This is a genomic window from Pseudomonas sp. S2_A05 (assembly GCF_054668485.1).
In genome coordinates, this window is the sequence record NZ_CP162775.1 from 2175336 (window position 1) to 2199448 (window position 24113).

Annotated in this window: 22 protein-coding genes and 2 pseudogenes; 13 read left to right on the top strand and 11 right to left on the bottom strand. The window is 61.2% G+C overall.

Annotated features, from left to right (window positions below; translation table 11 throughout):
* Positions 1-108: 108 nt before the first annotated feature.
* From AB4O12_RS09890 to AB4O12_RS09925, 8 genes are all read right to left on the bottom strand, one after another.
* Positions 109-366, bottom strand: a complete 258-nt coding sequence (locus tag AB4O12_RS09890; protein WP_039763921.1) for a hypothetical protein — start codon at positions 364-366, stop codon at positions 109-111.
* Positions 363-575: a hypothetical protein gene (locus AB4O12_RS09895; RefSeq protein ID WP_039763920.1), complete on the bottom strand. Its 213-nt coding sequence runs from the start codon at positions 573-575 to the stop codon at positions 363-365. Before AB4O12_RS09895 ends, AB4O12_RS09890 begins: the two co-directional genes overlap by 4 nt.
* Before the next feature lie 375 nt (positions 576-950).
* Positions 951-1130 carry a hypothetical protein gene (locus tag AB4O12_RS09900; protein WP_016775003.1) on the bottom strand — a complete coding sequence of 60 codons (180 nt, stop codon included), beginning with the start codon at positions 1128-1130 and terminating at the stop codon, positions 951-953.
* 156 nt (positions 1131-1286) lie between these two features.
* Positions 1287-2462, bottom strand: a complete 1176-nt coding sequence (locus AB4O12_RS09905) for a lactonase family protein (RefSeq protein WP_243241105.1) — start codon at positions 2460-2462, stop codon at positions 1287-1289.
* Positions 2449-2760, bottom strand: a complete 312-nt coding sequence (locus AB4O12_RS09910) for a DUF5629 family protein (RefSeq protein ID WP_076562525.1) — start codon at positions 2758-2760, stop codon at positions 2449-2451. The genes AB4O12_RS09905 and AB4O12_RS09910 overlap by 14 nt, the downstream gene beginning before the upstream one ends.
* Positions 2761-2962: 202 nt before the next feature.
* Entirely contained in the window at positions 2963-4543 is a 1581-nt protein-coding gene (locus AB4O12_RS09915) for an aldehyde dehydrogenase (NADP(+)) (protein WP_071172695.1), read from the bottom strand.
* A 9-nt stretch (positions 4544-4552) separates the two neighbouring features.
* Entirely contained in the window at positions 4553-5545 is a 993-nt protein-coding gene (gene araD1, locus AB4O12_RS09920) for an AraD1 family protein (RefSeq protein ID WP_460061678.1), read from the bottom strand.
* Positions 5546-5690: 145 nt separating this feature from the next.
* Positions 5691-7013, bottom strand: a complete 1323-nt coding sequence (locus tag AB4O12_RS09925) for an MFS transporter (protein WP_024013183.1) — start codon at positions 7011-7013, stop codon at positions 5691-5693.
* A gap of 192 nt (positions 7014-7205) precedes the next feature.
* Between AB4O12_RS09925 and AB4O12_RS09930 the strand changes: the two genes are divergently transcribed.
* Both AB4O12_RS09930 and AB4O12_RS09935 read left to right on the top strand, forming a co-directional pair.
* Positions 7206-8942, top strand: coding sequence for an IlvD/Edd family dehydratase (locus AB4O12_RS09930; protein ID WP_041480068.1), 1737 nt, complete (start codon positions 7206-7208; stop codon positions 8940-8942).
* A gap of 187 nt (positions 8943-9129) precedes the next feature.
* On the top strand, positions 9130-9849 hold the full coding sequence (locus AB4O12_RS09935; protein ID WP_024013185.1) for a FadR/GntR family transcriptional regulator: 720 nt from the start codon (positions 9130-9132) through the stop codon (positions 9847-9849).
* Between the two features lie 266 nt (positions 9850-10115).
* Here the strand turns inward: AB4O12_RS09935 and AB4O12_RS09940 are convergent, their stop codons facing one another.
* Positions 10116-12500 carry an efflux RND transporter permease subunit gene (locus AB4O12_RS09940; RefSeq protein WP_024013186.1) on the bottom strand — a complete coding sequence of 795 codons (2385 nt, stop codon included), beginning with the start codon at positions 12498-12500 and terminating at the stop codon, positions 10116-10118.
* Positions 12497-13539: pseudogene (locus tag AB4O12_RS09945) on the bottom strand (WD40/YVTN/BNR-like repeat-containing protein). The gene AB4O12_RS09940 and the pseudogene AB4O12_RS09945 overlap by 4 nt, the downstream one beginning before the upstream one ends.
* A gap of 460 nt (positions 13540-13999) precedes the next feature.
* On the opposite strand from AB4O12_RS09945, the gene AB4O12_RS09950 reads away from it, so the two are divergent.
* The 7 genes and pseudogenes from AB4O12_RS09950 to AB4O12_RS09980 all read left to right on the top strand — a co-directional run bounded on the left by AB4O12_RS09950 (position 14000) and on the right by AB4O12_RS09980 (position 19338).
* Positions 14000-14641, top strand: a complete 642-nt coding sequence (locus tag AB4O12_RS09950; RefSeq protein ID WP_460061682.1) for an amino acid synthesis family protein — start codon at positions 14000-14002, stop codon at positions 14639-14641.
* Positions 14622-15454, top strand: a pseudogene (locus AB4O12_RS09955) (alpha/beta fold hydrolase). Before AB4O12_RS09950 ends, AB4O12_RS09955 begins: the two are co-directional and overlap by 20 nt.
* Entirely contained in the window at positions 15451-16932 is a 1482-nt protein-coding gene (locus AB4O12_RS09960) for an aldehyde dehydrogenase (protein WP_460061685.1), read from the top strand. Before AB4O12_RS09955 ends, AB4O12_RS09960 begins: the two are co-directional and overlap by 4 nt.
* A 12-nt stretch (positions 16933-16944) precedes the next feature.
* Positions 16945-17430, top strand: a complete 486-nt coding sequence (locus AB4O12_RS09965) for a flavin reductase family protein (RefSeq protein ID WP_460061688.1) — start codon at positions 16945-16947, stop codon at positions 17428-17430.
* 131 nt (positions 17431-17561) lie between these two features.
* Positions 17562-17951 (top strand): carboxymuconolactone decarboxylase family protein, encoded by a 390-nt coding sequence (locus tag AB4O12_RS09970; RefSeq protein WP_007968634.1) that lies wholly within the window; start codon positions 17562-17564, stop codon positions 17949-17951.
* Positions 17952-18008: 57 nt separating this feature from the next.
* On the top strand, positions 18009-18773 hold the full coding sequence (locus AB4O12_RS09975; protein WP_016775014.1) for a GntR family transcriptional regulator: 765 nt from the start codon (positions 18009-18011) through the stop codon (positions 18771-18773).
* Position 18774: 1 nt separating this feature from the next.
* Positions 18775-19338 (top strand): NUDIX hydrolase, encoded by a 564-nt coding sequence (locus AB4O12_RS09980; RefSeq protein ID WP_305380927.1) that lies wholly within the window; start codon positions 18775-18777, stop codon positions 19336-19338.
* A 123-nt stretch (positions 19339-19461) separates the two neighbouring features.
* Here the strand turns inward: AB4O12_RS09980 and AB4O12_RS09985 are convergent, their stop codons facing one another.
* On the bottom strand, positions 19462-19758 hold the full coding sequence (locus AB4O12_RS09985) for a DUF1330 domain-containing protein (RefSeq protein ID WP_252886344.1): 297 nt from the start codon (positions 19756-19758) through the stop codon (positions 19462-19464).
* 68 nt (positions 19759-19826) lie between these two features.
* Between AB4O12_RS09985 and ribBA the strand changes: the two genes are divergently transcribed.
* The 4 genes from ribBA to AB4O12_RS10005 all read left to right on the top strand — a co-directional run bounded on the left by ribBA (position 19827) and on the right by AB4O12_RS10005 (position 24109).
* Positions 19827-20936 (top strand): bifunctional 3,4-dihydroxy-2-butanone-4-phosphate synthase/GTP cyclohydrolase II, encoded by a 1110-nt coding sequence (ribBA, locus tag AB4O12_RS09990; RefSeq protein ID WP_016775017.1) that lies wholly within the window; start codon positions 19827-19829, stop codon positions 20934-20936.
* 426 nt (positions 20937-21362) lie between these two features.
* Positions 21363-22388: an ABC transporter substrate-binding protein gene (locus AB4O12_RS09995; RefSeq protein WP_460061692.1), complete on the top strand. Its 1026-nt coding sequence runs from the start codon at positions 21363-21365 to the stop codon at positions 22386-22388.
* Positions 22385-23293 (top strand): ABC transporter permease, encoded by a 909-nt coding sequence (locus tag AB4O12_RS10000; RefSeq protein ID WP_056789380.1) that lies wholly within the window; start codon positions 22385-22387, stop codon positions 23291-23293. The genes AB4O12_RS09995 and AB4O12_RS10000 overlap by 4 nt, the downstream gene beginning before the upstream one ends.
* Positions 23294-23299: 6 nt before the next feature.
* Positions 23300-24109, top strand: a complete 810-nt coding sequence (locus tag AB4O12_RS10005; protein WP_007918021.1) for an ABC transporter permease — start codon at positions 23300-23302, stop codon at positions 24107-24109.
* The last annotated feature ends 4 nt before the right edge of the window (positions 24110-24113 follow it).

The following is a 24113-nucleotide window of genomic DNA, read 5'->3' on the forward strand; positions in this document are numbered from 1 at the left end:
ATCGTTCCCACGCTCTGCGTGGGAATGCAGCCGGGGACGCTCTGCGTCCCATTGGAACGCGGAGCGTCCCTTGAGGCATTCCCACGCAGAGCGTGGGAACGATCTTCGTCAGGCCAGGGCGTTGCACATGCCCAGCGCCATGCAATCCACTTCAAACGGCCCGAGAAAATCCACCGCGACCTTGACCGGTGGATTGCCGGCCATCAGCCCCAGCGTGTTGGCGCGTTCAATGTTGTGCGCGATGTTGTGGTTGGCCTCTATGGCCCGGGCCAAGCCACCCACCGAGCCTTGGCCAAATCCCAAGAGTGAGGCGCCGTTGGTCATCAGCGCGAGGCTGGCGATGACCCAGAGTCTGTAGCCTTTCATGCGCCGCCGACTCCTGCGAGTTCGGCCCTGTCGACCATGGCGCTTTGCGAGCGCAGTTCGAACTGGATGCCGGGGTGGGCGACGTCGATCGGGGCGTCGAAGCTGTGTTCCATCTGTGCGCCGATGCTGACGAACAGCACCACGGCCAGGTACAGACCGATGGCCAGGTAGGCGCCGCGTTTGGCGGAAGTGAGGATTGCGCTGGCCATGGTGTTCTCCGTGGGCAAAGGTTTCGATGGCCACAGAATCAATCAAAAAGCCGAAGCAACCACTCAGGGTTTGCAATGGTGAATATCAGCTTCGTTGATTATTTAGAGGCTCTATTTGCCCGCGAGAGAAAACCTATGAGTGCAGAACGCGCGCGCGTGAGCTGCCGAAGGCTGCGATCTTCTGATTGATCGTTCCCACGCTCCGCGTGGGAATGCCTCAAGGGACGCTCCGCGTTCCAATGGGACGCAGAGCGTCCCGGGCTGCGTTCCCCACGCAGAGCGTGGGAACGATCAGGTTACGCGCGCGCGTAGGAGCTGCCGAAGGCTGCGATCAAGATCGCAGCCTTCGGCAGCTCCAACAAGGAGATGGCAATTTCAGGCTTGGGTTTTGTGATCCAGCGCGGCGTAGAAGTTGGCGCTTTGTTGCAGGTATTTCTGGGTATAGCTCTGGGTGTGGGATTTTTTGCTGGCGATTTCGACGTTGGCACCGGCTGGCAATACCACGGTGGCAGAAATGGCGGAAGCGGCGATGACGGAGAAGAGATTGAAGTTCATGGCGGTAACCCTCGTGTTCGTTTGCTTGGTTTGCCCGGTCGGGCTGTGAAACAAACGTAACGCTCGAGGGTTGCCTCCTTGAAATGTTTTGTAGCATTAGCCGTTATCAGTGCAATTAATACAACGATGCAGGCCCCGTAGACCGGGGCCTGTGGCTTATTGTCGCACTACAAACTTCAGATCGCTTGGCGCGTCCATCGGCAGTTTTTGCACGGTTTTGCCCAGCAGACCGGTCTTGGTATCGCGCTCGACGACGACAATCTGGTTGCTCTTCTGGTTGGCAATCAAGACAAATTTACCGCTCGGATCGAGAGCAAACTCGCGCGGGTGATCACCCTCGACCGAGCGCTTTTGCAGCTCTTTGAGCTGACCGGTCGCCGGATCAATGCTGAACACTACGAGCTGATTGGCCGTGCCGCGATTGCTCACGTAGAGAAACTTGCCGTCAGCCGAAGCATGCAGCGCCGCGCCGGCTTTGTCCGAGGTCGGCTGGCCCGCTGCCAGATCGACCAGTTGCGTCTGGGTCAGTACGCCGTCCTTGTAGTCGAACACCGCGACCTGTGCACTCATCTCCATGGTCAGCCAAGCGTGTTTGCCGTCAGCGCTGAACAGCAGATGACGCGGGCCACTGCCGGCCGGCAAGGCTACCGAGGCGGTTTTCGCCGGTGTTAGCGGCAAGTGCGGGTTGGCCTTCGGGTCGTACTGATAGATGAAAACCTTGTCCGCGCCCAAATCATTGGAGAACACATAGCGCCCGTCCGGCGACGACACCGTCGAGTGCACATGATTGGAAGCCTGACGCTCAGGGTTGACCCGACTGGCCGGGTGGCCGCTCATCTGCACCACCGGTTTCAGCTGGCCGTCGGCATCGACCGGCAATACCGCCAGGGTGCCGCCCGGATCTTCCATCACCGAGTAGTTGCTGACGAACAGGTGTTTGGCATCAGCGCTGAGGCTGGAATGGGTCGGCTCGTTGCCCAGGCTCTGCACCTGATTGATCAGGCTCAGCGCATGGGTCTTCGGGTCGATGGCGAAGCTGCTGACGCGGCCGACCGGGTCAGTCTGGCCCGGACCGTTTTCATTGACCACGAACAGGCGTTTCTGGTCTTTCGAGAGGGTCAGCCACGAAGGGTTTTCGGTCTTGACCACTTGCAGTGGCTTGGCGTCGATCTGGCCGGTGGCGCTGTCGAACTGCATGCGGTAGATGCCCTGGCTGGAACCGGCGGTGTATGAGCCGACCAGCAACTGCAAGGTGTCGGCAGAGGCGCTGGAAAGCCCCATCGCGCCGACGCTGCCGGCCATCAGCAAAGGCCAGAAGTTACGCATCTTCATTATTGTCATCCTCATCGTCGCTGCTGCTGACTACGTCGCCGAGGCACACCAGACGATGCTCGCCCGTGGTCTTGGTGTCGCTGGCGTAACCGACGATCAGCCAGCTCTGCAGCGTCTCATCGAACGTCGCAGCCGCAACCTGCGCCGGGGTGAATTCCCAGTGCTTGGCTTCACGGCCATCGATGCATTCGATGTGCAGGTTATCGTCCTCGTCGAGGGCGAATTCGAAGGCGTGCAGGCCATCGATTTCGACCATACCGCAATGTTCGAGGGCGTTGAGAAGGGTTTGGGCAGTCATGGCAAACAGTCTTTCTTTGGGGGAAAGGGCCAATGATAGCCCAATGTGATCCAGAGGCCCCCTGCTGAAACCTTGATCGTTCCCACGCTCCGCGTGGGAATGCCTCAAGGGACGCTCCGCGTTCCAGTGGGACGCAGAGCGTCCCGGGCTGCATTCCCACGCAGAGCGTGGGAACGATCAACACAAAAAATCGCGGTGTTGGCTAGATCGCCTCACGCGATGGCTTGCCATCCACCAAACGCTGAATCCGCAGCGGGTTGGCGTTTTTCAGCGGTTCGGGCAGCAAGCTGTCCGGGTAGTTCTGGAAGCACACCGGGCGCAGGAAGCGATCGATCGCCAGCGTGCCCACCGAAGTGCCGCGCGCATCGGACGTCGCCGGGTACGGGCCGCCATGCACCATCGAATCGCACACTTCGACACCGGTGGGATAACCGTTGAGCAGGATGCGCCCGACCTTTTGTTCCAGCAGCGGCGTCAGCTCGGCGAATTGCTCGAAGTCAGACGGCTCGCCGATGATTGTCGCGGTCAATTGACCGTGCAGGCCGTGCAGCGCCGCGCTCAGTTGTGCCTGATCGGCCACTTCGACGATTACTGTGGTCGGGCCGAACACTTCTTCCTGCAGCACTTCATCGCCGTTGATCAACAGGCTGACATCGGCCTTGAACAACTGCGGCTGCGCCTGATTGCCCTGCTGCGGATTACCGGCCAGATGCTCGATGCCGCTGTGCGCCAGGAGTTTTTCCAGGCCTTTGCCATAGCTGCCGAGGGTGCCGGCGTTGAGCATGGTTTGCGCCGGTTGATCACCGATTGCAGCGGCGACTTGTTGGACAAACGCGCTGAACTGCGGAGAGCGAATACCAATGACCAGACCCGGGTTGGTGCAGAACTGACCGCAACCCTGCACCACCGAAGCGGTGAGGTCGCGGGCGACGGTTTCCGAACGTGTGGACAGTGCTTGCGGCAAAACGATCACCGGGTTGATGCTCGACATCTCGGCGAACACCGGGATCGGTTGCGGACGTGCGGCAGCCATGTCGCACAAGGCGCGACCGCCCTTCAGCGAACCGGTGAAACCAACGGCCTGAATCGCCGGATGCTTGACCAGCCATTCACCGACGCCGCCACCGTAGATCATGTTGAACACGCCGGCGGGCATGCCGGTTTTTTCCGCCGCACGAATAATCGCGTCGGCGACCAGTTCAGCGGTGGCCATGTGGCCGCTGTGGGCCTTGAATACCACCGGGCAACCGGCGGCCAGTGCTGCTGCGGTATCGCCACCGGCAGTGGAGAACGCCAGCGGGAAGTTGCTGGCACCAAACACGGCGACCGGGCCGAGGCCGATGCGGTACTGACGCAGATCCGGACGTGGCAGCGGCTGACGATCCGGCAGTGCCAGATCGATCCGCGCGCCGTAGAAATCACCGCGACGCAGGACTTTGGCGAACAGACGCATCTGCCCGCTGGTGCGACCACGCTCGCCCTGAATGCGTCCGGCCGGCAGCGCGGTTTCGCGGCAGACCACGGCGACGAAATCGTCGCCAAGCGCATCCAGTTCATCGGCGACCGCGTCGAGGAACTGCGCGCGACGTTCGGCGCTGAGGCTGCGATAGGTCGGGTAAGCCGCAGCGGCGGCCTTGGCGGCGGCGTCGACTTCTTCGGCCGTGGCCTGAATGAAATCGTGCGGCAGGGCCTCGCCAGTGCTGGCGTCGACCGAGTGCAGTTTGACGCTGCCGGCGGCGCTGCGCTGACCGCCGATGTAGTTGTGACCGAGAATCTGAGTCATGGGATCTCCTTAAAGGGTGCCGATGCTGTCCGGTTCAAAAGCCGCTTTGACCGGTGCGATACCGTTGACCAGCGGTGCGCCGAAATCGGCCTGGCTGATCTCGAACGTGTCGCCCGGCTGAGTGCGGATGCCGTCGGCAAACGACAGGGTCGCAGTGCCGAAAAAGTGAATGTGCACGTCGCCCGGACGCAGGAACTGACTGTATTTGAAGTGGTGGTACTCGAGGTTCGCCAGGCTGTGGCACATGTTGGCCTCGCCACTGAGGAACTCGTTCTGCCAGAGCACTTCGCCGTCACGCAGGATTCGGCTGGTGCCGGCAAGGTGTTGAGGCAATTCACCGGTACGAAGTTCCGGGCCATAACTGCAACTGCGCAATTTCGAGTGCGCCAGGTACAGGTAATTCTTGCGTTCCATGACGTGATCGGAGAACTCGTTGCCCACCGCGAAACCGAGGCGATACGGCTTGCCATCGTTGCCGATGACATACAGGCCGGCCATCTCCGGCTCTTCGCCGGCGTCTTCGGCGAACGGCGGCAGCGGGAACGGCTGCCCCGGACGCACGACAATGCTGCCGTCGCCCTTGTAGAACCACTCCGGTTGCACACCGGCCTGCCCCGCCGCCGGTTTGCCACCCTCCACGCCCCATTTGAAAATGCGCATGGTGTCGGTCATCGCCGCTTCATCGCCGGCCTGCTGGTGCATCTTGTCGCGCGCCGAAGCGCTGCCCAGGTGCGTCAGACCAGTACCGCTGACCAGCATGTGTGCCGGGTCCGGGTGGTCCAGTGGCGGCAGGATGCGCAAGTCTTTAAGCAATTGCGCGTAGTCGTGGCTGGCGCCGAGGCCGAGGCTTTGCACTTGCTGCTCAAGCGAGCCGCCGGCCTCGATTGCGGCCAGGGCCAGATCACGGACACTGCGGGCGTCCTCGACTTCGCGGACCTGACCGTTGTCGACCACGCCGACACGGCGCTCGCCGTTGGGTAATTCGAATTGAACCAGATGCATGATTTTCTCCTGTTCCATCAAAAACGCCGCTATCCCCTGTGGGAGCGAGCCTGCTCGCGAAAGCGGTGTACCAGTCACCAGCAGTGTTGAATGTGATGGCCTCTTCGCGAGCAGGCTCGCTCCCACAGGGGCCAGTGTTGGTCAGTCAGGTTCGGGTCGCGCCACGGGCGCTGGCGGCGAACTGGTCGACGGGCAACACGTGCTTGCGCTCCAGCACGCGATAAACAATGCCGGTCAGAATCAGCCCGAACACCATCACGCCCGAGAGGAAGTACAGTCCGGACGCCAGATTGCCGGTGTATTCCTTCAAAGCGCCGATCACGAACGGCCCGATGTAACCGCCCAGGTTGCCCACCGAGTTGATCAAGGCAATCCCCGCCGCGGCACTCGCGCCGGCAAAGAAGCGCCCTGGCAAGGTCCAGAACACCGCCGTGCACGAGAACAACGCAAACGCCACCAGACACAGCGCCGCCAGTTGCGCCACCGGCAGCGACAGCCAGGCACTGAGGAACAGGCCCAGCGCACCGAGTACATAGAGCACCGCCAAGTGGCCGTAGCGATCATTCAAGCGGTCGGAACTGCGCGGAATGATCAGCAGGCCGATGATCCCGAAAATGTATGGCACCGAAGAAACGAACCCGGTCACCAGATCGCTGCCGCCGAACTGTTTGATCAACGTCGGCAGCCACAGGCCCAGACCATAAATGCTCAGGGTCACCGGCAGATAGAACAGCGCCAGCAGCAACACGCGTTTGTCTTTCAACGCATGCAGAGGGTTGCCGTGACGGGTCTGGCCGTATTCCTGCAAGTCCTTTTTCAGCTCGCCGGTCAGCCAGTCTTTTTCCGCCTGATCCATCCACTTCACTTGCTGCGGGCCGTCCGGCAGCCAGCGCAGGACCGGCCAGGTCAGCAGGATCGCCGGGGTGCCGATGACGATGAACAGCCACTGCCAGCCGTGCAGACCAAGGATGCCGTCCATGCCGAGCAAACCGCCGGACACGGGACCGGTGATCATCATCGCGATCGGTTGCGAGAGGATGAACAGGCCGAGGATCTTGCCGCGATGGCGCACCGGGAACCATTGGGTGATGTAGTACAGCACGCCGGGGAAGAAGCCCGCCTCGGCCGCGCCGAGCAGAAAGCGCATCACATAGAAGCTGTGCGGCCCTTGCACGAAGGCCATGCCGATGGTGATCGCGCCCCAGGTGATCATGATCCGCGCGAACCAGCGCCGCGCGCCGAAGCGTTCGAGCATCAGGTTGCTGGGAATCTCGAGAAGGAAGTAACCAATGAAGAACAGCCCGGCACCGAGGCCATAGGCCGCATCGCCGATGCCGATGTCGGCGCCCATGTGCAGCTTGGCGAAGCCGACGGCGGAGCGATCCACATAGGCGATCAGGTACAGCAGGATCAGGAAGGGAATCAGTTTCAGTGTGATGCGCCGGACAAGCCGCAATTCCTGGCTCATGAGATCGGTCTCCGATTGTTGTTTTTATAGAACCTCGGGGGACGCCTCTCGCCAAAAAAGCCAGGGCCATCCCTCCGTCGAAAACGACTATATAGTAATACTAATTACCCAACAACTCTTCCAAAGCGCGGATTTTGAGCTTAGATTAAGCGTCAGCTCGCAAACAATAGTCTTACAATAAGAGAATCGATCATGTCTGATAAGAAACCCACCCTGCGCTCCGCCCAATGGTTTGGCACGGCCGACAAGAACGGCTTCATGTACCGCAGCTGGATGAAGAATCAGGGCATCGCCGACCATCAGTTCCACGGCAAGCCGATCATCGGCATCTGCAATACCTGGTCGGAACTGACACCGTGCAACGCGCACTTCCGCCAGATCGCGGAGCACGTCAAACGCGGGGTGATCGAGGCCGGTGGTTTTCCGGTGGAATTCCCGGTGTTCTCCAATGGCGAATCGAACCTGCGCCCGACGGCCATGCTCACCCGCAACCTGGCGAGCATGGACGTTGAAGAAGCAATTCGCGGCAACCCGATCGACGGCGTAGTGCTGCTCACCGGTTGCGACAAAACCACTCCAGCACTGCTGATGGGCGCGGCCAGTTGCGACGTGCCGGCCATCGTCGTCACCGGCGGGCCGATGCTCAACGGCAAGCACAAAGGCAAGGACATCGGTTCCGGCACCGTGGTCTGGCAGCTCAGCGAACAGGTCAAGGCCGGCACCATCACCATCGATGACTTCCTCGCAGCCGAGGGCGGCATGTCGCGTTCGGCGGGGACCTGCAACACCATGGGCACCGCGTCGACCATGGCGTGCATGGCTGAAGCGCTGGGCACTTCGCTGCCGCACAACGCCGCGATTCCGGCGGTGGATGCACGCCGTTATGTGCTGGCGCACATGTCCGGCATGCGTGCGGTGGAGATGGTTCGCGAAGATTTGAAACTGTCGAAGATCCTCACCAAGGAAGCCTTCGAAAACGCTATTCGTGTAAACGCTGCCATCGGCGGTTCGACCAACGCTGTGATCCACTTGAAAGCCATCGCCGGGCGCATCGGCGTCGAGCTCGATCTGGACGACTGGACCCGCATCGGTCGCGGCATGCCGACCATCGTCGACCTGCAACCGTCCGGGCGTTTCCTGATGGAAGAGTTCTACTACGCCGGTGGCTTGCCAGCGGTACTGCGCCGCCTCGGTGAAGCCAATCTGATCCCCAACCCGAACGCACTGACGGTCAACGGCAAGTCCATCGGCGAGAACACCAAGGACGCGCCGATCTACGGCGAAGACCAAGTGATCCGCACCCTCGACAATCCGATTCGCGCTGACGGTGGCATCTGCGTGTTGCGCGGCAATCTGGCGCCGCTGGGCGCGGTGCTCAAGCCGTCCGCCGCTAGCGCTGAACTGATGCAGCATCGCGGTCGCGCGGTGGTGTTCGAGAACTTCGACATGTACAAGGCGCGGATCAACGATCCGGAGCTGGACGTCGATAAGGATTCGATTCTGGTGATGAAGAACTGCGGGCCGAAGGGTTATCCGGGCATGGCTGAAGTCGGCAACATGGGCCTGCCGGCCAAGCTGTTGGCGCAAGGCGTGACGGACATGGTGCGCATTTCCGATGCACGGATGAGCGGCACCGCTTACGGCACGGTGGTTCTGCACGTCGCGCCGGAAGCGGCAGCGGGCGGGCCTTTGGCGGCAGTGAAGGAAGGCGACTGGATCGAACTCGATTGCGCCAGCGGCCGTCTGCATCTGGACATTCCGGATGCTGAACTGGCGGCACGCATGGCCGATCTGCAAGCACCGCAGCAGTTGCTGGTGGGCGGTTATCGTCAACTGTACATCGATCACGTGCTGCAGGCGGATCAGGGTTGCGACTTTGACTTCCTGGTTGGTTGCCGAGGTGCCGAGGTTCCGCGTCACTCTCACTAACAGCGCAATTCCCCTGTGGGAGCGAGCCTGCTCGCGAAGAGGGAGTGTCAGTCGACATCTATTTGACTGATATGCCGCCTTCGCGAGCAGGCTCGCTCCCACAGTTGCTTTTGCGTATCGCCTCAAATCTGTGCCGTGCCTGCTATGATGCGCGGCATCTCCATCGCTCAGGATCGCGCCACTCCCCATGGATTACCGCAAACCTTCCGACCGTAAAAGCATGCACTCGCGCATCGTCCAGGAACTGGGCATGCAGATCGTCTCCGGACGCTTTTTGCCCGACGACAAACTGCCCGCCGAAGCCCTGCTTTGCGAGGAGTACGCGGTCAGTCGCCCGGTATTGCGCGAAGCCACGCGGGTGCTGGTGGCCAAGGGTCTGGTGTATTCCAAACCGCGCGTCGGCACCGTGGTCAAGGCTCGCCGCGAATGGCACATGCTCGACCCGGACGTGCTGCACTGGCTGATGCAGAGCAGCCCGCAGAATGAATTCTTCAACGTGCTGACCAGCGTGCGCAGCATCATCGAGCCGGCAGCGGCCGCCCTCGCCGCTCAGCATGCAACCGATGCCGACATCGCCGCGATCAACGAAGCCTACCAACGCATGGAAGCCGCGCCGACTCCGGAAGCGCTGTTGCAGCCGGACCTGGACTTCCACAGCCGCATCGCCGATGCCACGCACAACGACCTGCTGGCGAACCTGTGCAACATGTTGGCGGTAGCGATTGCCGAGGCGTTGAAGCATTCCAATCAACGGCCGAATCTGCATGAACTGGCGTTGCCGCGGCACAAGGCGATCCTGACCGCCATCGAGAATCGTGATGCGCTGGGTGCCCGACATGCGACGCTGGTGCAGCTGGATGATGCGCGCAGTGCGTTGAGTGTGGTGCTTGGCGCTGAGCTTTCTTAGGGCTTGAGACCGCTTGCCCTCACCCTAGCCCTCTCCCAGAGGTAGAGGGGACCGATTGGGGAATATTTGAGATTTACGCCGACTTGAACGTTCTGCTGTGAATCCATAACCGACTCGGTATTTCAGGTCGATATATCTAGCCGCACCCCCTCGGTCAGTCCCCTCTCCCCTCCGGGAGAGGGCTAGGGTGAGGGGCTCTTGATGTTGATTCACAAAAAAAGCCGCAACCCCTCAAGGTTGCGGCTTTGTCGTTTCAGCCTGTCAGATCAGTGGGCAAACAGCGAATTGCCCTTCTGCCCCGCCAGCTTCTCAGGCTTGATCAGGAACTTGGCCAGCGCCGGCAGCAGCCACAGCGCGCCGAACATGTTCCACAGCAGCATGAAGGTCAGCATCAGGCCCATGTCAGCCTGGAACTTGATCGCCGAGAAGATCCAGGTGCACACGCCGATCGCCAGGCACAGGCCGGTGAACAGCACCGCTTTACCGGTGGACTTCAGGGTCTGGTAATAGGCTTCCTGCAACGGCAGCCCGGCACGCAGGAAACTTTCCAGGCGGCTGTAGATGTAGATGCCGTAATCCACGCCAATCCCCACGCCCAACGCCACCACCGGCAGCGTCGCGACTTTCACGCCGATGCCCATGAACGCCATCAGCGCGTTGCCGAGTACCGAGGTCAGCACCAGCGGCAGGACGATGCACAGGGTCGCTGCCCATGAGCGGAAGGTGATCATGCACATCACCGCCACGCAGATGTACACCAGGATCAGGATGGTCAGCTCAGCCTGTTTGATGACTTCGTTGGTGGCCGCTTCGATCCCGGCGTTACCGGCAGCAAGGATGAATTCCAGACCGTCCTTGTTGTTTTCCTTGGCGAACTCCTGCACCGCGTTGACCGCACGATCGAGGGTCTCAGCTTTGTGATCGTTGAGGAACACCAGCACTGGCGCCAGCGAGCAGCTGTTGTTGTACAGGCCATCGGCGCGGGCGATCGAGTTGTTCAGTACGTCCGGGTTGCGCGACAGGGTTTCCCATTTCAGGTTGCCCTCGTTCATGCCCTTGATCATCTGCTTGGACACGGTCACCAGCGAGATCGCCGACTGCACGCCCTCGGTGTTCTGCATCTTCCACATCAGCTGATCGATCGGCGCCATGGCTTCGTAGCGCGAGCAGCCTTCGGCCTTGGTCTTGACCATCACCACCAGCACGTCGGAGCTGGTCGAGTAGTTGCTGATGATGAAGTTGTTGTCCTTGTTATAGCGCGAGTCCGGACGCAGTTCCGGCGCGCCCTGGTCGAGGTCGCCGATCTTCAGGTTCTGGCTGTACCAGAGGCCGCCGCCGAAGGCGATCAGCGCCAGCGCTACCGAAATCGGCGCGACTTTCGGGCTGGCGAAGTTCGACAGCAGACGCCAGAACGGGTGCTCGCGGTTGGCGTCCTTCTTGCTCTTGGCAATCGCGCGCTTGCTGATGCCGACATAGGAAATCGCCACCGGCAGCAGGATCAGGTTGGTGAACACGATCACCGCAACGCCGATGGACGCGCCGATCGCCAGTTCACGGATCACGCCGATGTCGATGATCAGCAGGGTGATGAAGCCCACCGCATCGGCGAGAATCGCGATCATCCCCGGCAGGAACAACTGGCGGAAGGTGCGCCGTGCAGCGGTCAGGGCGTTATCGGCCTCGCTGGATTGCAGGGCGATACCGTTGATCTTCTGCACGCCGTGGGAGATGCCAATGGCGAAAATCAGGAACGGCACCAGCATCGAATACGGGTCGAGCCCGAAGCCGAAGAAGTGCATCAACCCGAGTTGCCAGACCACCGCCACCAGCGTCGTGCTCAACACCGCGATGGTGCTGCGCAGGCAGTTAGTGAACCACAGCAGCAGAATCAGGGTGATGACGAAGGCGACACCGAAGAACAGCACCACCATCACCAGACCGTCGATCAGGTCGCCGACCTTCTTGGCGAAACCGACGATGTGGATCTTGATGTTGGGGTTCTGCGCTTCGAACTTGTTGCGGATCTTGTCTTCGAGCTCATGGGAGAACTGGCGATAGTCCAGCGCCAGCAACTTGCCCTGATCCTGGGGGTCCGGATAGGCCTCCAGCAGCGGGATGTCGACGATGCTCGACTTGAAGTCGTTGGCCACCAGACGCCCGACCTGGCCGGACTTGAGCACGTTGTTGCGCAGCAGATCGAGGCTGTCCTGGGAGCCGTTGTAGCTCTGCGGAATCACTTCACCGCCGGCGAAACCCTCTTCGGTCACTTCGGTCCAGCGTACGCTCGGGCTCCACAGAGATTTGAGCCCGGAACGGTCGACGCCGGAAATGTAGAACACTTCGTCGTTGATCTGGCGCAGGGTCTCCATGTACTCCTTGGAGAAGATGTCACCGTCGGTGGCTTCCACCGAAATACGTACGGTGTTGCCCAGGTTCGCCAGATCGTTGCGGTGTTCCATCATCTTTTCGATGAAGGGATGTTGCAGCGGGATCATTTTTTCAAAACTGGTCGACGGCCGGATCAGCGTGGCCTGCCAGAACAGGAAAATGCTCACCACCAGGCAGATCAGGATCACGGCCGGACGGTTGTTGAAGATCAGGCGCTCGAGAACCGTCGCCTTTTCCTGCTGAGGAGTGATCAAGGAAGTCATAGCCCCGCCTTCTTGTTATTGGTCTCGGCACCGTTTGGCTGGGTGATGTGCAAACCACCCTGCCCGGTCAGAATCAGGTTGCCGTTGCCGGCGGCGGTGACCGACGACAGCGAAATGCGATCCGGGCGGTTGAACACGCTGAAGGTTTCGCCGTTGTCACTGCTGCTGATCACCGAACCACCGTTACCGACGATCACGATCGAGCCGTCTTCCAGCAGCGTGCCGCCGGACAGACCGAACTCCAGCGCACCGCGAGCGGCTTTGAGTTCGACCTGCTCCCAGTTGCTGCCGAAATCAGTGGAGCGATAAAGGTTGCCGCGCAAGCCGTAAGCCAGCAGGGTCTGCGGCTGCGCCGTGCCGATCACTCCGAACAGTGAACCTTCATACGGGCCTTCGAGCTTTTCCCAGGTCTGGCCGTCATCGGCGGAGCGAAACATGCTGCCGGACTCGCCGACGATGAACAGCCCGGCGTCTTTCACGGCGGCGATGGCGTTTAGGTGGAACTGGTCTTCGTTGTCGAGGCGGTCACTGACGTCTTCCCAGTTCTTGCCGCCGTCGGTGGTTTCCAGCAGCGTGCCATAGGCGCCCACGGCAAAGCCGCTGCTGGCGTCCTTGAACCAGACGTCGAGCAGCGGCGATTCGCGTGCGAGGTCTTCGAATTGCTTGGTCCAGGTCAGACCGCCGTCTGCGCTGGCGAGAATCTGCGCGTCGTGGCCCACGGCCCAACCGTTTTTGTCGTCGACGAAATACACGGCGGTGAGCAGTTGCCGCGTCGGCACCTTGGCCGGGTCCAGGTCTTGCCCTGGTCATCGGAATAGACGATGTGCCCGCGATCGCCGACCGCGACCAGACGCGCGCCAGCATGGACGACATCAAGAATCAGGCTTTTTGCGGCCTTGGCCGATTCGGTGGCATAGACCACGTCAGCCGGGGCCTCGGCGGCAATCACAGGTGCCGATAACGTGGCAAAGCCCAGCAGCGAGAGTGCTGTGGCCAGCAACGCGGTGTTGCGTAACGCCGGCGGGCGGCAACGACTCATAGACCTTCCCCTATTTATTATTGTTGGGCCATCGGGCCTTCAAGGGCGCCGCAAGGGTGCTCGGCTAGTGGCAGATCAGAAGCATAGTCCTGAAACCCGCAATCCAGAGCCCCTTCGGAAGCTGGCTCATCCTATCGGGCTTTGCAAATGTCTGACAATCGGCGCCGCGTTATCTTTTGTTAACCGAAAGCGGCTCTCTGTAACCATCATTTTCCCTGTGGGAGCGAGCCTGCTCGCGAATGCGGTGTATCAGTCACCCTGTTTATTGGCTGACCCTCCGCTTTCGCGAGCAGGCTCGCTCCCACAGGGTTTGTAGTGATGGTTGGTTTTGCGACAAAGGGTGAATGCGCAGCCATTCGTAGGATGGATGACGCAATTGTTGCGGAGGGGACTTGCAGGATCGGTATTATGGTATACCATCAGACGCACAGACACTTTCAATCCCCCAACGGAGCAGCTCATGAGTTTCGAAATTCGCAAGATCGTCAGCTATGTCGAAGAAACCTTCATTGAAGGCGGCAAGGCTACTGACAAGCCGGTGACCATGGTCGGCCTCGCCGTGGTGATGAAGAACCCGTGGGTGGGCAATGGTTTTGTCGAAGACCTCAAGCCGCAGATCCGCGCCAACTGCTCCGACCTCGGCGCCATGATGGTCGAGCGTCTGGTCGGCATCATTGGTGGCGCCGAGAAGATCGAGGCTTACGGCAAAGCGGCGGTGGTCGGCGCTGACGGCGAGATCGAACACGCGTCGGCGGTGATCCACACCCTGCGCTTCGGCAACCACTATCGCGAAGCGGTAAAAGCCAAGAGCTACCTGAGCTTCACCAACAAGCGCGGCGGTCCGGGCACGTCGATTCAGATCCCGATGATGCACAAGGACGACGAAGGCCTGCGTTCGCACTACATCACTCTGGAAATGCAGATCGAAGACGCGCCACGAGCCGACGAAATCGTCGTCGTGCTGGGTTGCGCCGACGGTGGCCGCCTGCACCCGCGTATCGGCAACCGCTACATCGATCTGGAAGAACTGGCCGCCGAAAAGCCCAGTAATCACAACAAGAAAGGCATTGCAGGAGCGCTCCATGATTCGGCTCACCGCTGAACTCACCCCGGCTGGCACCAGTTACCCGGCGACCGGCCAAGGCCAGCCCGTGGTCTTGATCCACGGCGTGGGCCTGAACAAAGAAATGTGGGGCGGGCAGATTGTCGGCCTCGCCAGCCAGTATCAGGTGATCGCCTACGACATGCTCGGCCACGGCGCCAGCCCGCGCCCGGCCAGCGGCACCGACCTGCTCGGTTACGCCGATCAGTTGCTCGAGCTGCTCGATCACCTCAATCTGCCCCGGCAGCGGTGATCGGTTTCTCCATGGGCGGCCTGGTCGCGCGGGCCTTCGCCCTGCATTACCCGGGGCGCCTGCAAAGCCTGGTGGTGCTGAACAGCGTGTTCAACCGCAGCGAAGAACAGCGTGCCGCCGTGATTGCCCGCACTGCGCAGGCTGCCGAACACGGCCCGGACGCCAATGCCGAAGCGGCGTTGTCGCGCTGGTTCAGCCGTGAATATCAGGCGGCCAACCCGGCGCAGATCGCCGCGTTGCGCCAGACCTTGGCCAACAACGATCCGCAGGGCTACCTGACCACCTACGAATTGTTTGCCACCCAGGACATGTATCGCGCCGACGACCTGAGCAGCATTCAGGCGCCGACACTGATCGCCACTGGCGAGCTCGACCCTGGCTCGACGCCGGAAATGGCCGAGCAACTGGCCCGACGCATCCCCGCTGCGAAGGTTGCCGTGCTGCCCGAGCAACGGCATATGATGCCGGTAGAGTCGCCACGTCTGGTTAATCAGATGCTGCTGGAATTTCTTCAATTCGCACACTCCCGACAAAACCATATAAAGGGGATCGTTGCATGACACTCGCACGCTTCCAGATGTGCATCGGCGGAGACTGGGTCGACGCCCTCTCCGGCAAGACCTTCGAAAGCCTCAACCCGGCCTCGGCGCAGGCCTGGGCGGAACTGCCCGACGCCGATGAAGCGGACGTCGAACGCGCCGTGCAAGCAGCGCAAACGGCCTTCGACAGCCCGGCGTGGCGTGGTCTGACCGCCACTGCGAGGGGGAAATTGCTGCGTCGCCTCGGCGATCTGATCGCAGAAAACAAGGAACACCTGGCGCAACTGGAAAGCCGCGACAACGGCAAGCTGATCCGCGAAACCCGTGGTCAGGTCAGCTACCTGCCGGAGTTCTTCCACTACACCGCAGGCCTGGCTGACAAGCTTGAAGGCGGCACTCTGCCGCTGGACAAGCCCGATCTGTTTGCCTACACCGTGCACGAAGCCATGGGTGTGGTCGCCGCGATCATTCCATGGAACAGCCCGCTGTACCTGACCGCGATCAAACTGGCCCCGGCCCTCGCCGCCGGCAACACGATTGTGATCAAGCCGTCCGAGCACGCCTCGGCGACCATTCTCGAGCTAGCACGCCTCGCCCTCGAAGCCGGGATTCCGCCGGGCGTGGTCAACGTCGTCACCGGATACGGCCCGAGCACTGGCGCCGCCCTCACCCGTCATCCGCTGATCCGCAAGATCGCCTTCACCGGCGGCGCGGCGACGGCACGGCATGTGGTGCGCAGCAGCGCCGAGAATTTCGCCAAGCTGTCGCTGGAACTGGGCGGCAAGTCGCCGAATATCATCTTCGCCGACGCCGACCTGGACAGCGCGATCAACGGCGCGATTGCCGGGATCTACGCAGCGTCCGGGCAGAGTTGCGTGTCTGGTTCGCGCTTGCTGGTGCAGGACGAAATCTACGACGAATTCGTCAATCGTCTGGTCGAGCGCGCCCAGCGCATCCGCATCGGCAACCCACAGGAAGACAACAGTGAAATGGGTCCGATGGCCACCGCGCAGCAACTGGCGGTGGTCGAAGGTCTGGTCGCCGATGCGATCGCCGAAGGCGCGCGTTTGCGCACCGGTGGCAAGCGTCCGGCGGATCTCGGCGAAGGCTGGTTCTACGAGCCGACGCTGTTCGAGTGCGACCGCAATTCGATGAAGATCATGCAGGAAGAAGTCTTCGGCCCGGTGGCTTCGGTGATTCGTTTCAAAGACGAAGCCGAAGCGCTGGCGATCGCCAACGACTCGCAGTTCGGCCTCGCTGCCGGCATCTGGACCCGTGACCTCGGTCGCGCCCATCGTCTGGCCCGCGATGTGCGCTCGGGGATTATCTGGGTCAACACTTACCGCGCAGTGTCGGCGATGGCGCCGATCGGCGGCTTCAAGAACAGTGGCTATGGACGCGAAAGCGGCATCGACTCGGTGCTGGCCTACACCGAACTGAAAACGGTGTGGATCAACCTCTCCCGGGCGCCAATGCCTGATCCGTTTGTGATGCGCTAGGAGTCCTGCGAAATGATCGAACCCGGCATTTACAAAGACGTCATGAGCTCGTTCCCGTCCGGCGTCACGGTGGTCACCACCCTCGACCCGGACGGCGGCATCGTCGGTATCACCGCCAGCGCGTTCAGCGCGCTGTCGATCGACCCGGCGCTAGTGCTGTTCTGCCCCAACTATGCGTCCGACACCTACCCGGTACTGCGCGACAGCAAGAAATTCGCCATCCATTTGCTCTCCGCCGAGCAGACCGCCGAAGCCTACGCGTTCGCCGGCAAGGGCAAGGAAAAGGCCAAGGGCATCGAGTGGCACTTGAGCGATTTGGGCAACCCGATTCTGGCCAAGGCCACGGCGATCATCGAGTGCGAGTTGTGGCGTGAATACGACGGCGGCGATCACGCGATCATCGTTGGCGCGGTCAAGAACCTGATCCTGCCGGCGCAACCGGTGACGCCGATGATCTACCACAAAGGCAAGCTCGGCCCGTTGCCGACTCTGGCCTGAAGCGACAATGCAAAACCCTGTGGGAGCTGGCTTGCCAGCGATGAGGGCTTAACATTCAACATTGATGTTGGCTGATAGTCCGCTATCGCTGGCAAGCCAGCTCCCACAGGGATTGAGGTGAGGCAAAGAATATGAGTAACGAAAAGTACGAAAAGGGTCTGAAAATCCGCACTCAGGTGCTCGGCGAAGCCTACGTGCAACGCTCGATCGAGAACGCCGACGATTTCACCCGTCCGCTGCAGGAAATGGTCACCGAATACTGCTGGGGACATGTCTGGGGGCGTGAGGGTCTGTCGCTCAAGGAGCGCAGCATGATCAACCTGGCGATGATCTCGGCGCTCAACCGCCCGCATGAACTCAAGCTGCATGTGCGTGGCGCCTTGCGTAACGGCCTGAGTCGTGAGCAAATACGCGAAATTCTGCTTCAGGTCGGCATTTATTGCGGCGTTCCGGCGGCCGTGGACAGTTTCCGGCTGGCCCGTGAAGCCTTTGCCGAAGCCGACGCCGAGGCCTCCAGTTAACCCTCGGCTGTTTTGATGCCCGTCTGGCATGGACAGCCAAGCTCAAGAGCGGACCCCATGAAACGCCAGCCACTCGACGACAGCTTCAAGGTCAATCGCAACCCCGTTACCCTGCGCGAAATCGTGCTGGACAAACTGCGTAGCGCGATCATGAATTTCCAGCTCATGCCAGGTGATCGCCTGGTCGAACGCGACCTGTGCGATCGCCTCGGTGTCAGCCGCACTTCGGTGCGCGAAGCCTTGCGTCACCTCGAATCCGAAGGTCTCGTCGAATTCGCAGATGCCAAAGGCCCGCGCGTAGCCATCATCACCCTCGACGACGCCGTCGATATCTACGAACTGCGTTGTGTGCTCGAAGGCCTGATCGTGCAACTGTTCACCCTGCGCGCCAAAGCCAAGGACATCAAAGCCCTGGAAAAAGCCCTCGATGACAACCGCAAGGCGTTGAAGGACGGCGAGCTGCAACAGGTGATCGACTCGGTGCAGGGCTTCTACGACGTGCTGCTCGAAGGCTCGGGCAACCATGTCGCCGCCACCCAATTGCGCCAGTTGCAGGCGCGCATCAGCTATCTGCGCGCGACCTCGGTGTCCCAGGAAAACCGACGCGGCGCGAGTAATCACGAGATGGAAAAAATGGTCGAGGCGATCAAGAGCGGCGATCCGCTGGCGGCGCATCAGGCGTGTGTCGATCACGTCCGCGCGGCGGCTGCCGTCGCTCTCGATTACCTCAAGCGCAAGCAGGAAGAAACCGGCGTCGCCGTCAAAGGCACTCCGGCGATCACCCTGCCGATCGCGCTGAAAGAACCCCGCATAGGTCAATGACATGTTCAGCCCGAGCTTTTGCCCGAAATGCGGTGGCCCTGACCTCGGTCAGCAGACGCCGCCGGGTGATACGCACGAGCGCCTGATGTGCCGCGGCTGCGGTTATATCCACTACGTCAATCCGAAGATCATTGCCGGCTGCATCATTGAGCAGGACGGCAAATACCTCCTGTGCCAACGGGCGATCCCCCCGCGCCCTGGCACCTGGACCCTGCCGGCCGGTTTCATGGAAAGCGGTGAGACCACCGAACAGGCGGCGCTGCGCGAAGTCTGGGAAGAAAGCGGCGTGCGCGCGGAAATCGTCTCGCCGTATTCGATTTTCAGCGTGCCGAAGATCAGCGAGGTGTACATCATCTTCCGCGCCATCGCCCTGGAAATCACCGGGCAGTCCGGACCGGAGACCATGGATTACAAGTTCTTCGCCCCGGAAGAGATTCCGTGGGAGCAGATCTACTACCCGGCGATCCGGCAGATTCTCGAGCGCTATATCGAAGAGCGCCAGGCTGGGGTTTACGGGATTTACATGGGTAATGATGACAGCGGCAAGATCCATTTCATGCGCTGATCACCACCTATACCCCTGTGGGAGCGAGCCTGCTCGCGAAGGCGTCGTGTCAGTCGATACAAATGTTGAATGATCGAACGCATTCGCGAGCAGGCTCGCTCCCACATAGTTTGGTGGTGTGGCTCAGTTCGGGGCGATGCCTTCTACGATGATGATCTCCGCCCTCGCCCATTCTTCGCGGTAACTTTTCGCCTCCTGATACGCCGCCGAGCGATAGCACGCCACGGCCTGTTCGTAGCTCGCGAACTCGATGATCACGGTGCGCTGTGGCGTCTGCCGCCCTTCCAGCGCTTCGCTGCGCCCGCCTCTGGCGAGAAACTTGCCGTCGAATGCGGCAATCGCCTGCGGGGTGCGCTGGGTGTATTGGCTGTAGTGCTCGGCATCGGCTATATCCACATGTGCAATCCAGTACGCCTTCATAGTGACCTCTTTGTTGATTTTGTATTATGGTATACCAATATATTTCCAACGAACCCTGAGAGTCCAGCATGGCCTTCAACAGCATCGAAGAAATCATCGAAGATTATCGCCTCGGCAAAATGGTCCTGCTGGTCGATGACGAAGACCGCGAGAACGAAGGCGACCTGCTGCTGGCCGCCGACCGTTGCACGCCGGAGGCTATCAGCTTCATGGCCCGCGAAGCACGCGGGCTGATCTGCCTGACCCTCACCGACGAACATTGCCAGCGTCTGGGCCTGGAGCAAATGGTACCCGCCAACGGCAGTGTGTTCAGCACTGCATTTACCGTGTCGATCGAAGCGGCGGTCGGCGTGACCACCGGCATCTCCGCGGCGGATCGTGCCTGCACCGTGGCCGCCGCCGTCGCGCCGAATGCCCGTGCCGAAGACCTGGTGCAGCCCGGTCACATCTTCCCGTTGCGCGCCAAGGAAGGTGGCGTGCTGACCCGCGCCGGGCACACCGAGGCCGGTTGCGATCTGGCGCGTCTGGCCGGTTTCACCCCGGCCTCGGTGATCGTCGAAGTGATGAACGACGACGGCACCATGGCCCGCCGCCCGGATCTGGAGCAGTTCGCGCGCAAGCATGGGATCAAGATCGGCACCATTGCCGACCTGATCCACTACCGCCTGAGCACCGAGCACACCATCGAACGCATCGGTGAACGTGAGCTGCCGACGGTGCATGGCACCTTCCGTTTGATCACCTTCGAAGATCGCATCGAAGGCGGTGTGCACATGGCGATGGTCATGGGCGATCTGCGCCGTGAAGAACCGACGCTGGTGCGCGTGCATGTGATCGATCCGCTGCGCGATCTGGTCGGCGCCGAGTACAGCGGGCCGACGAACTGGACCCTCTGGGCAGCGTTGCAACGGGTCGCGGCGGAAGGTCATGGAGTTGTGGTGGTGCTGGCCAACCATGAATCGTCGCAGGCGTTGCTCGAGCGCGTGCCGCAGTTGACCCAACCGCCACGGCAGTTCAGCCGTTCGCAATCGCGGATTTATTCCGAGGTCGGGACTGGGGCGCAGATCCTGCAGAACCTTGGGGTTGGCAAGCTGCGCCACCTTGGCCCGCCGCTGAAGTATGCAGGGTTGACCGGGTATGACCTCGAGGTGGTTGAGAGCATTCCGTTCACTGAATGACGCCGCCCTCACCCCAGCCCTCTCCCAAAGGGAGAGGGAGCCGACCGCGTTGACCGGTCGCTATACATCGACCTGGGATACCGAGTCGAACTCAGCTTTGAGCAGCATACGGATCCACTCCTTTCCCATTACCGAATCGGGCTGGGTTTTGAACAGCATGAAGATCGACTCCCTTTCCCTCTCTCCCCTTGGGAGAGGGCTGGGGTGAGGGGCTGGATCTCACATTCACAAAATATCTCAGGCCGAACGGCTCAAAAAAACCAACCGGCCAGATAACCGGTAAGGCAAAGTGCTTGCACAAAGTTTGGAATACCATAATATGATATTCCATAGACCGGACGACGTGAAAAAGCGTCCAGCTACTGCTCCCGACAGGCGGGCAACAACGCAAGGCCCGCTCAAAAACACAACAATGAGGGCGTGAACATGCTGTTGAACAAAGCTGCAACCGCGATCTTTTTCGCGGGACTGCTCAGCGTTACCGGCCAGGCTGCAATGGCTGCCGAAAGCGTGAATTTTGTCAGCTGGGGCGGTAGCACCCAGGATGCGCAGAAACAGGCCTGGGCCGATCCGTTCAGCAAGGCCAGCGGCATCACCGTCGTCCAGGACGGCCCCACCGACTACGGTAAACTCAAAGCCATGGTCGAAAGCGGCAACGTGCAGTGGGACGTAGTCGATGTCGAAGCCGACTTCGCTCTGCGCGCCGCTGCCGAAGGCCTGCTCGAACCCCTCGATTTCAAAGTGATCCAGCGCGACAGGATCGACCCGCGCTTTGTCAGCGATCACGGCGTCGGTTCGTTCTTCTTCTCCTTTGTCCTCGGCTACAACGAAGGCAAGCTCGGCGCCAACAAGCCGCAGGACTGGAGCGCGCTGTTCGACACCAAGACCTACCCGGGCAAGCGCGCCCTGTACAAATGGCCAAGCCCCGGCGTGCTCGAACTGGCGCTACTGGCCGACGGCGTTGCGGCTGACAAGCTCTACCCGCTGGATCTGGATCGCGCCTTTAAGAAACTCGACACCATCAAGAAAGACATCGTCTGGTGGGGCGGCGGCGCGCAGTCGCAGCAACTGCTGGCGTCCGGCGAAGCGAGCATGGGCCAGTTCTGGAACGGTCGGGTGCACGCCCTGCAGGAAGACGGCGCACCGGTCGGCGTGAGCTGGAAGCAGAACCTGGTCATGGCCGACATTCTGGTCATCCCCAAAGGCTCGAAAAACAAGGACGCGGCGATGAAGTTCCTCGCCAATGCCAGCAGCGCCAAAGGCCAGGCCGACTTCTCCAACCTGACCGCCTACGCGCCGGTCAACCTCGACAGTGTGGAGCGTCTGGATTCGACGCTGGCCCCCAACCTGCCGACGGCTTACGCCAAGGATCAGATCACCCTTGATTTCGCTTACTGGGCCAAGAACGGTCCGGCTATCGCGACACGGTGGAACGAATGGCTGGTCAAATGAAAATCGCGGCCACTGCGCCTCGTCCTTCCACTGCCACCGGGAGCGCCGCCGGCGCTGCCGGTTCGGCCTTCAAGCAACGCTGGCGCGGCGCCGGCAACCTCGTCCCGGCGCTGCTGTTCCTCGGCCTGTTCTTTCTCGCGCCGTTGATTGGCCTGCTGTTGCGCGGTGTGCTGGAACCTGTGCCTGGTCTCGGCAACTACGAACAGTTGTTCGCCAACTCGGCCTATGCGCGAGTGCTGCTCAACACCTTTTCGGTGGCCGGGCTGGTGACGCTGTTCAGCCTGCTCTTGGGCTTTCCGCTGGCCTGGGCGATCACCCTGGTGCCGCGCGGCTGGGGGCGCTGGATCCTCAACATCGTGCTGCTGTCGATGTGGACCAGCCTGCTCGCCCGCACCTATTCGTGGCTGGTTTTGCTGCAAGCCTCGGGCGTGATCAACAAGACCTTGATGGCCATGGGCATCATCGATCAACCGCTGGAGATGGTGCACAACCTCACCGGCGTGGTGATCGGCATGAGCTACATCATGATCCCGTTCATCGTACTGCCGTTGCAGGCGACCATGCAGGCCATCGACCCGATGATCCTGCAGGCCGGCTCGATCTGTGGCGCCAGTCCGTGGACCAACTTTTTCCGGGTGTTCCTGCCGCTGTGCCGGCCGGGTCTGGCGTCCGGCGGTTTGATGGTGTTCGTAATGTCGCTCGGTTACTACGTCACCCCCGCGCTGCTCGGCGGGGCGCAGAACATGATGCTGCCGGAGTTCATCATTCAGCAGGTGCAATCGTTCCTCAACTGGGGCCTGGCCAGTGCCGGCGCCGCGTTGCTGATCGCAATTACCCTGGTGCTGTTCTACTTCTACCTGAAGCTTCAACCGGAATCCCCGGTTGGCGCCAGTAACGCGAGGTAAGCCGACATGCTCCTGACCCCCAATGCCATGAGCCGGCGCATGCGTTTCGGCCTCTACGCTACGACTGGGCTGATCGGCCTGTTCCTGCTGTTGCCGATCGTGTTCATCGTGCTGCTGTCGTTCGGCTCCTCGCAGTGGCTGGTGTTCCCGCCACCGGGCTGGACGCTGAAATGGTACGGCCAGTTCTTCTCCAATCCCGACTGGATGAACGCCGCCGCCGCCAGCCTAAAAGTTGCCGTGCTGACCACCATCTGCGCTGTGGCGCTCGGTTTGCCGACCGCGTTTGCGCTGGTGCGCGGACGCTTTCCCGGCCGCGAGATGCTCTATGGCCTGTTCACCCTGCCGATGATCGTGCCGCTGGTGATCATTGCCGTGGCGGTGTACGCGCTGTTTCTCAAGCTCGGCTACACCGGAACGATGTTCGCCTTCGTCGTCAGCCATGTGATCGTCGCGCTGCCGTTCACCATCATCTCGATCATCAACTCGCTGAAGCTGTTCGATCAGTCGATTGAAGACGCGGCGGTAATCTGCGGTGCCTCGCGCTTGCAAGCGGTGTTCAAGGTGACGTTCCCGGCGATTCGTCCGGGGATGGTCGCCGGCGCCCTCTTCGCCTTCCTCGTTTCCTGGGACGAAGTGGTGCTCAGCGTGATGATGGCAAGCCCGACTCTGCAAACCCTTCCCGTGAAAATGTGGACCACTTTGCGCCAGGACCTGACCCCGGTGATCGCCGTCGCTTCGACGCTGCTGATCGGCCTGTCGGTATTGGTCATGGTGATCGCCGCCGCCCTGCGCCGGCGCAACGAAATCAGCGCCTGAGCGC

What these genes read in the sequence shown, in the direction of transcription:
- AB4O12_RS09890 (WP_039763921.1), bottom strand. Translation starts at nt 366, where the DNA reads ATGAAAGGCTACAGACTCTGGGTCATCGCCAGCCTCGCGCTGATGACC.
- AB4O12_RS09895 (WP_039763920.1), bottom strand. Translation starts at nt 575, where the DNA reads ATGGCCAGCGCAATCCTCACTTCCGCCAAACGCGGCGCCTACCTGGCC.
- AB4O12_RS09900 (WP_016775003.1), bottom strand. Translation starts at nt 1,130, where the DNA reads ATGAACTTCAATCTCTTCTCCGTCATCGCCGCTTCCGCCATTTCTGCC.
- AB4O12_RS09905 (WP_243241105.1), bottom strand. Translation starts at nt 2,462, where the DNA reads ATGAAGATGCGTAACTTCTGGCCTTTGCTGATGGCCGGCAGCGTCGGC.
- AB4O12_RS09910 (WP_076562525.1), bottom strand. Translation starts at nt 2,760, where the DNA reads ATGACTGCCCAAACCCTTCTCAACGCCCTCGAACATTGCGGTATGGTC.
- AB4O12_RS09915 (WP_071172695.1), bottom strand. Translation starts at nt 4,543, where the DNA reads ATGACTCAGATTCTCGGTCACAACTACATCGGCGGTCAGCGCAGCGCC.
- araD1 (WP_460061678.1), bottom strand. Translation starts at nt 5,545, where the DNA reads ATGCATCTGGTTCAATTCGAATTACCCAACGGCGAGCGCCGTGTCGGC.
- AB4O12_RS09925 (WP_024013183.1), bottom strand. Translation starts at nt 7,013, where the DNA reads ATGAGCCAGGAATTGCGGCTTGTCCGGCGCATCACACTGAAACTGATT.
- AB4O12_RS09930 (WP_041480068.1), top strand. Translation starts at nt 7,206, where the DNA reads ATGTCTGATAAGAAACCCACCCTGCGCTCCGCCCAATGGTTTGGCACG.
- AB4O12_RS09935 (WP_024013185.1), top strand. Translation starts at nt 9,130, where the DNA reads ATGGATTACCGCAAACCTTCCGACCGTAAAAGCATGCACTCGCGCATC.
- AB4O12_RS09940 (WP_024013186.1), bottom strand. Translation starts at nt 12,500, where the DNA reads ATGACTTCCTTGATCACTCCTCAGCAGGAAAAGGCGACGGTTCTCGAG.
- AB4O12_RS09950 (WP_460061682.1), top strand. Translation starts at nt 14,000, where the DNA reads ATGAGTTTCGAAATTCGCAAGATCGTCAGCTATGTCGAAGAAACCTTC.
- AB4O12_RS09960 (WP_460061685.1), top strand. Translation starts at nt 15,451, where the DNA reads ATGACACTCGCACGCTTCCAGATGTGCATCGGCGGAGACTGGGTCGAC.
- AB4O12_RS09965 (WP_460061688.1), top strand. Translation starts at nt 16,945, where the DNA reads ATGATCGAACCCGGCATTTACAAAGACGTCATGAGCTCGTTCCCGTCC.
- AB4O12_RS09970 (WP_007968634.1), top strand. Translation starts at nt 17,562, where the DNA reads ATGAGTAACGAAAAGTACGAAAAGGGTCTGAAAATCCGCACTCAGGTG.
- AB4O12_RS09975 (WP_016775014.1), top strand. Translation starts at nt 18,009, where the DNA reads ATGAAACGCCAGCCACTCGACGACAGCTTCAAGGTCAATCGCAACCCC.
- AB4O12_RS09980 (WP_305380927.1), top strand. Translation starts at nt 18,775, where the DNA reads ATGTTCAGCCCGAGCTTTTGCCCGAAATGCGGTGGCCCTGACCTCGGT.
- AB4O12_RS09985 (WP_252886344.1), bottom strand. Translation starts at nt 19,758, where the DNA reads ATGAAGGCGTACTGGATTGCACATGTGGATATAGCCGATGCCGAGCAC.
- ribBA (WP_016775017.1), top strand. Translation starts at nt 19,827, where the DNA reads ATGGCCTTCAACAGCATCGAAGAAATCATCGAAGATTATCGCCTCGGC.
- AB4O12_RS09995 (WP_460061692.1), top strand. Translation starts at nt 21,363, where the DNA reads ATGCTGTTGAACAAAGCTGCAACCGCGATCTTTTTCGCGGGACTGCTC.
- AB4O12_RS10000 (WP_056789380.1), top strand. Translation starts at nt 22,385, where the DNA reads ATGAAAATCGCGGCCACTGCGCCTCGTCCTTCCACTGCCACCGGGAGC.
- AB4O12_RS10005 (WP_007918021.1), top strand. Translation starts at nt 23,300, where the DNA reads ATGCTCCTGACCCCCAATGCCATGAGCCGGCGCATGCGTTTCGGCCTC.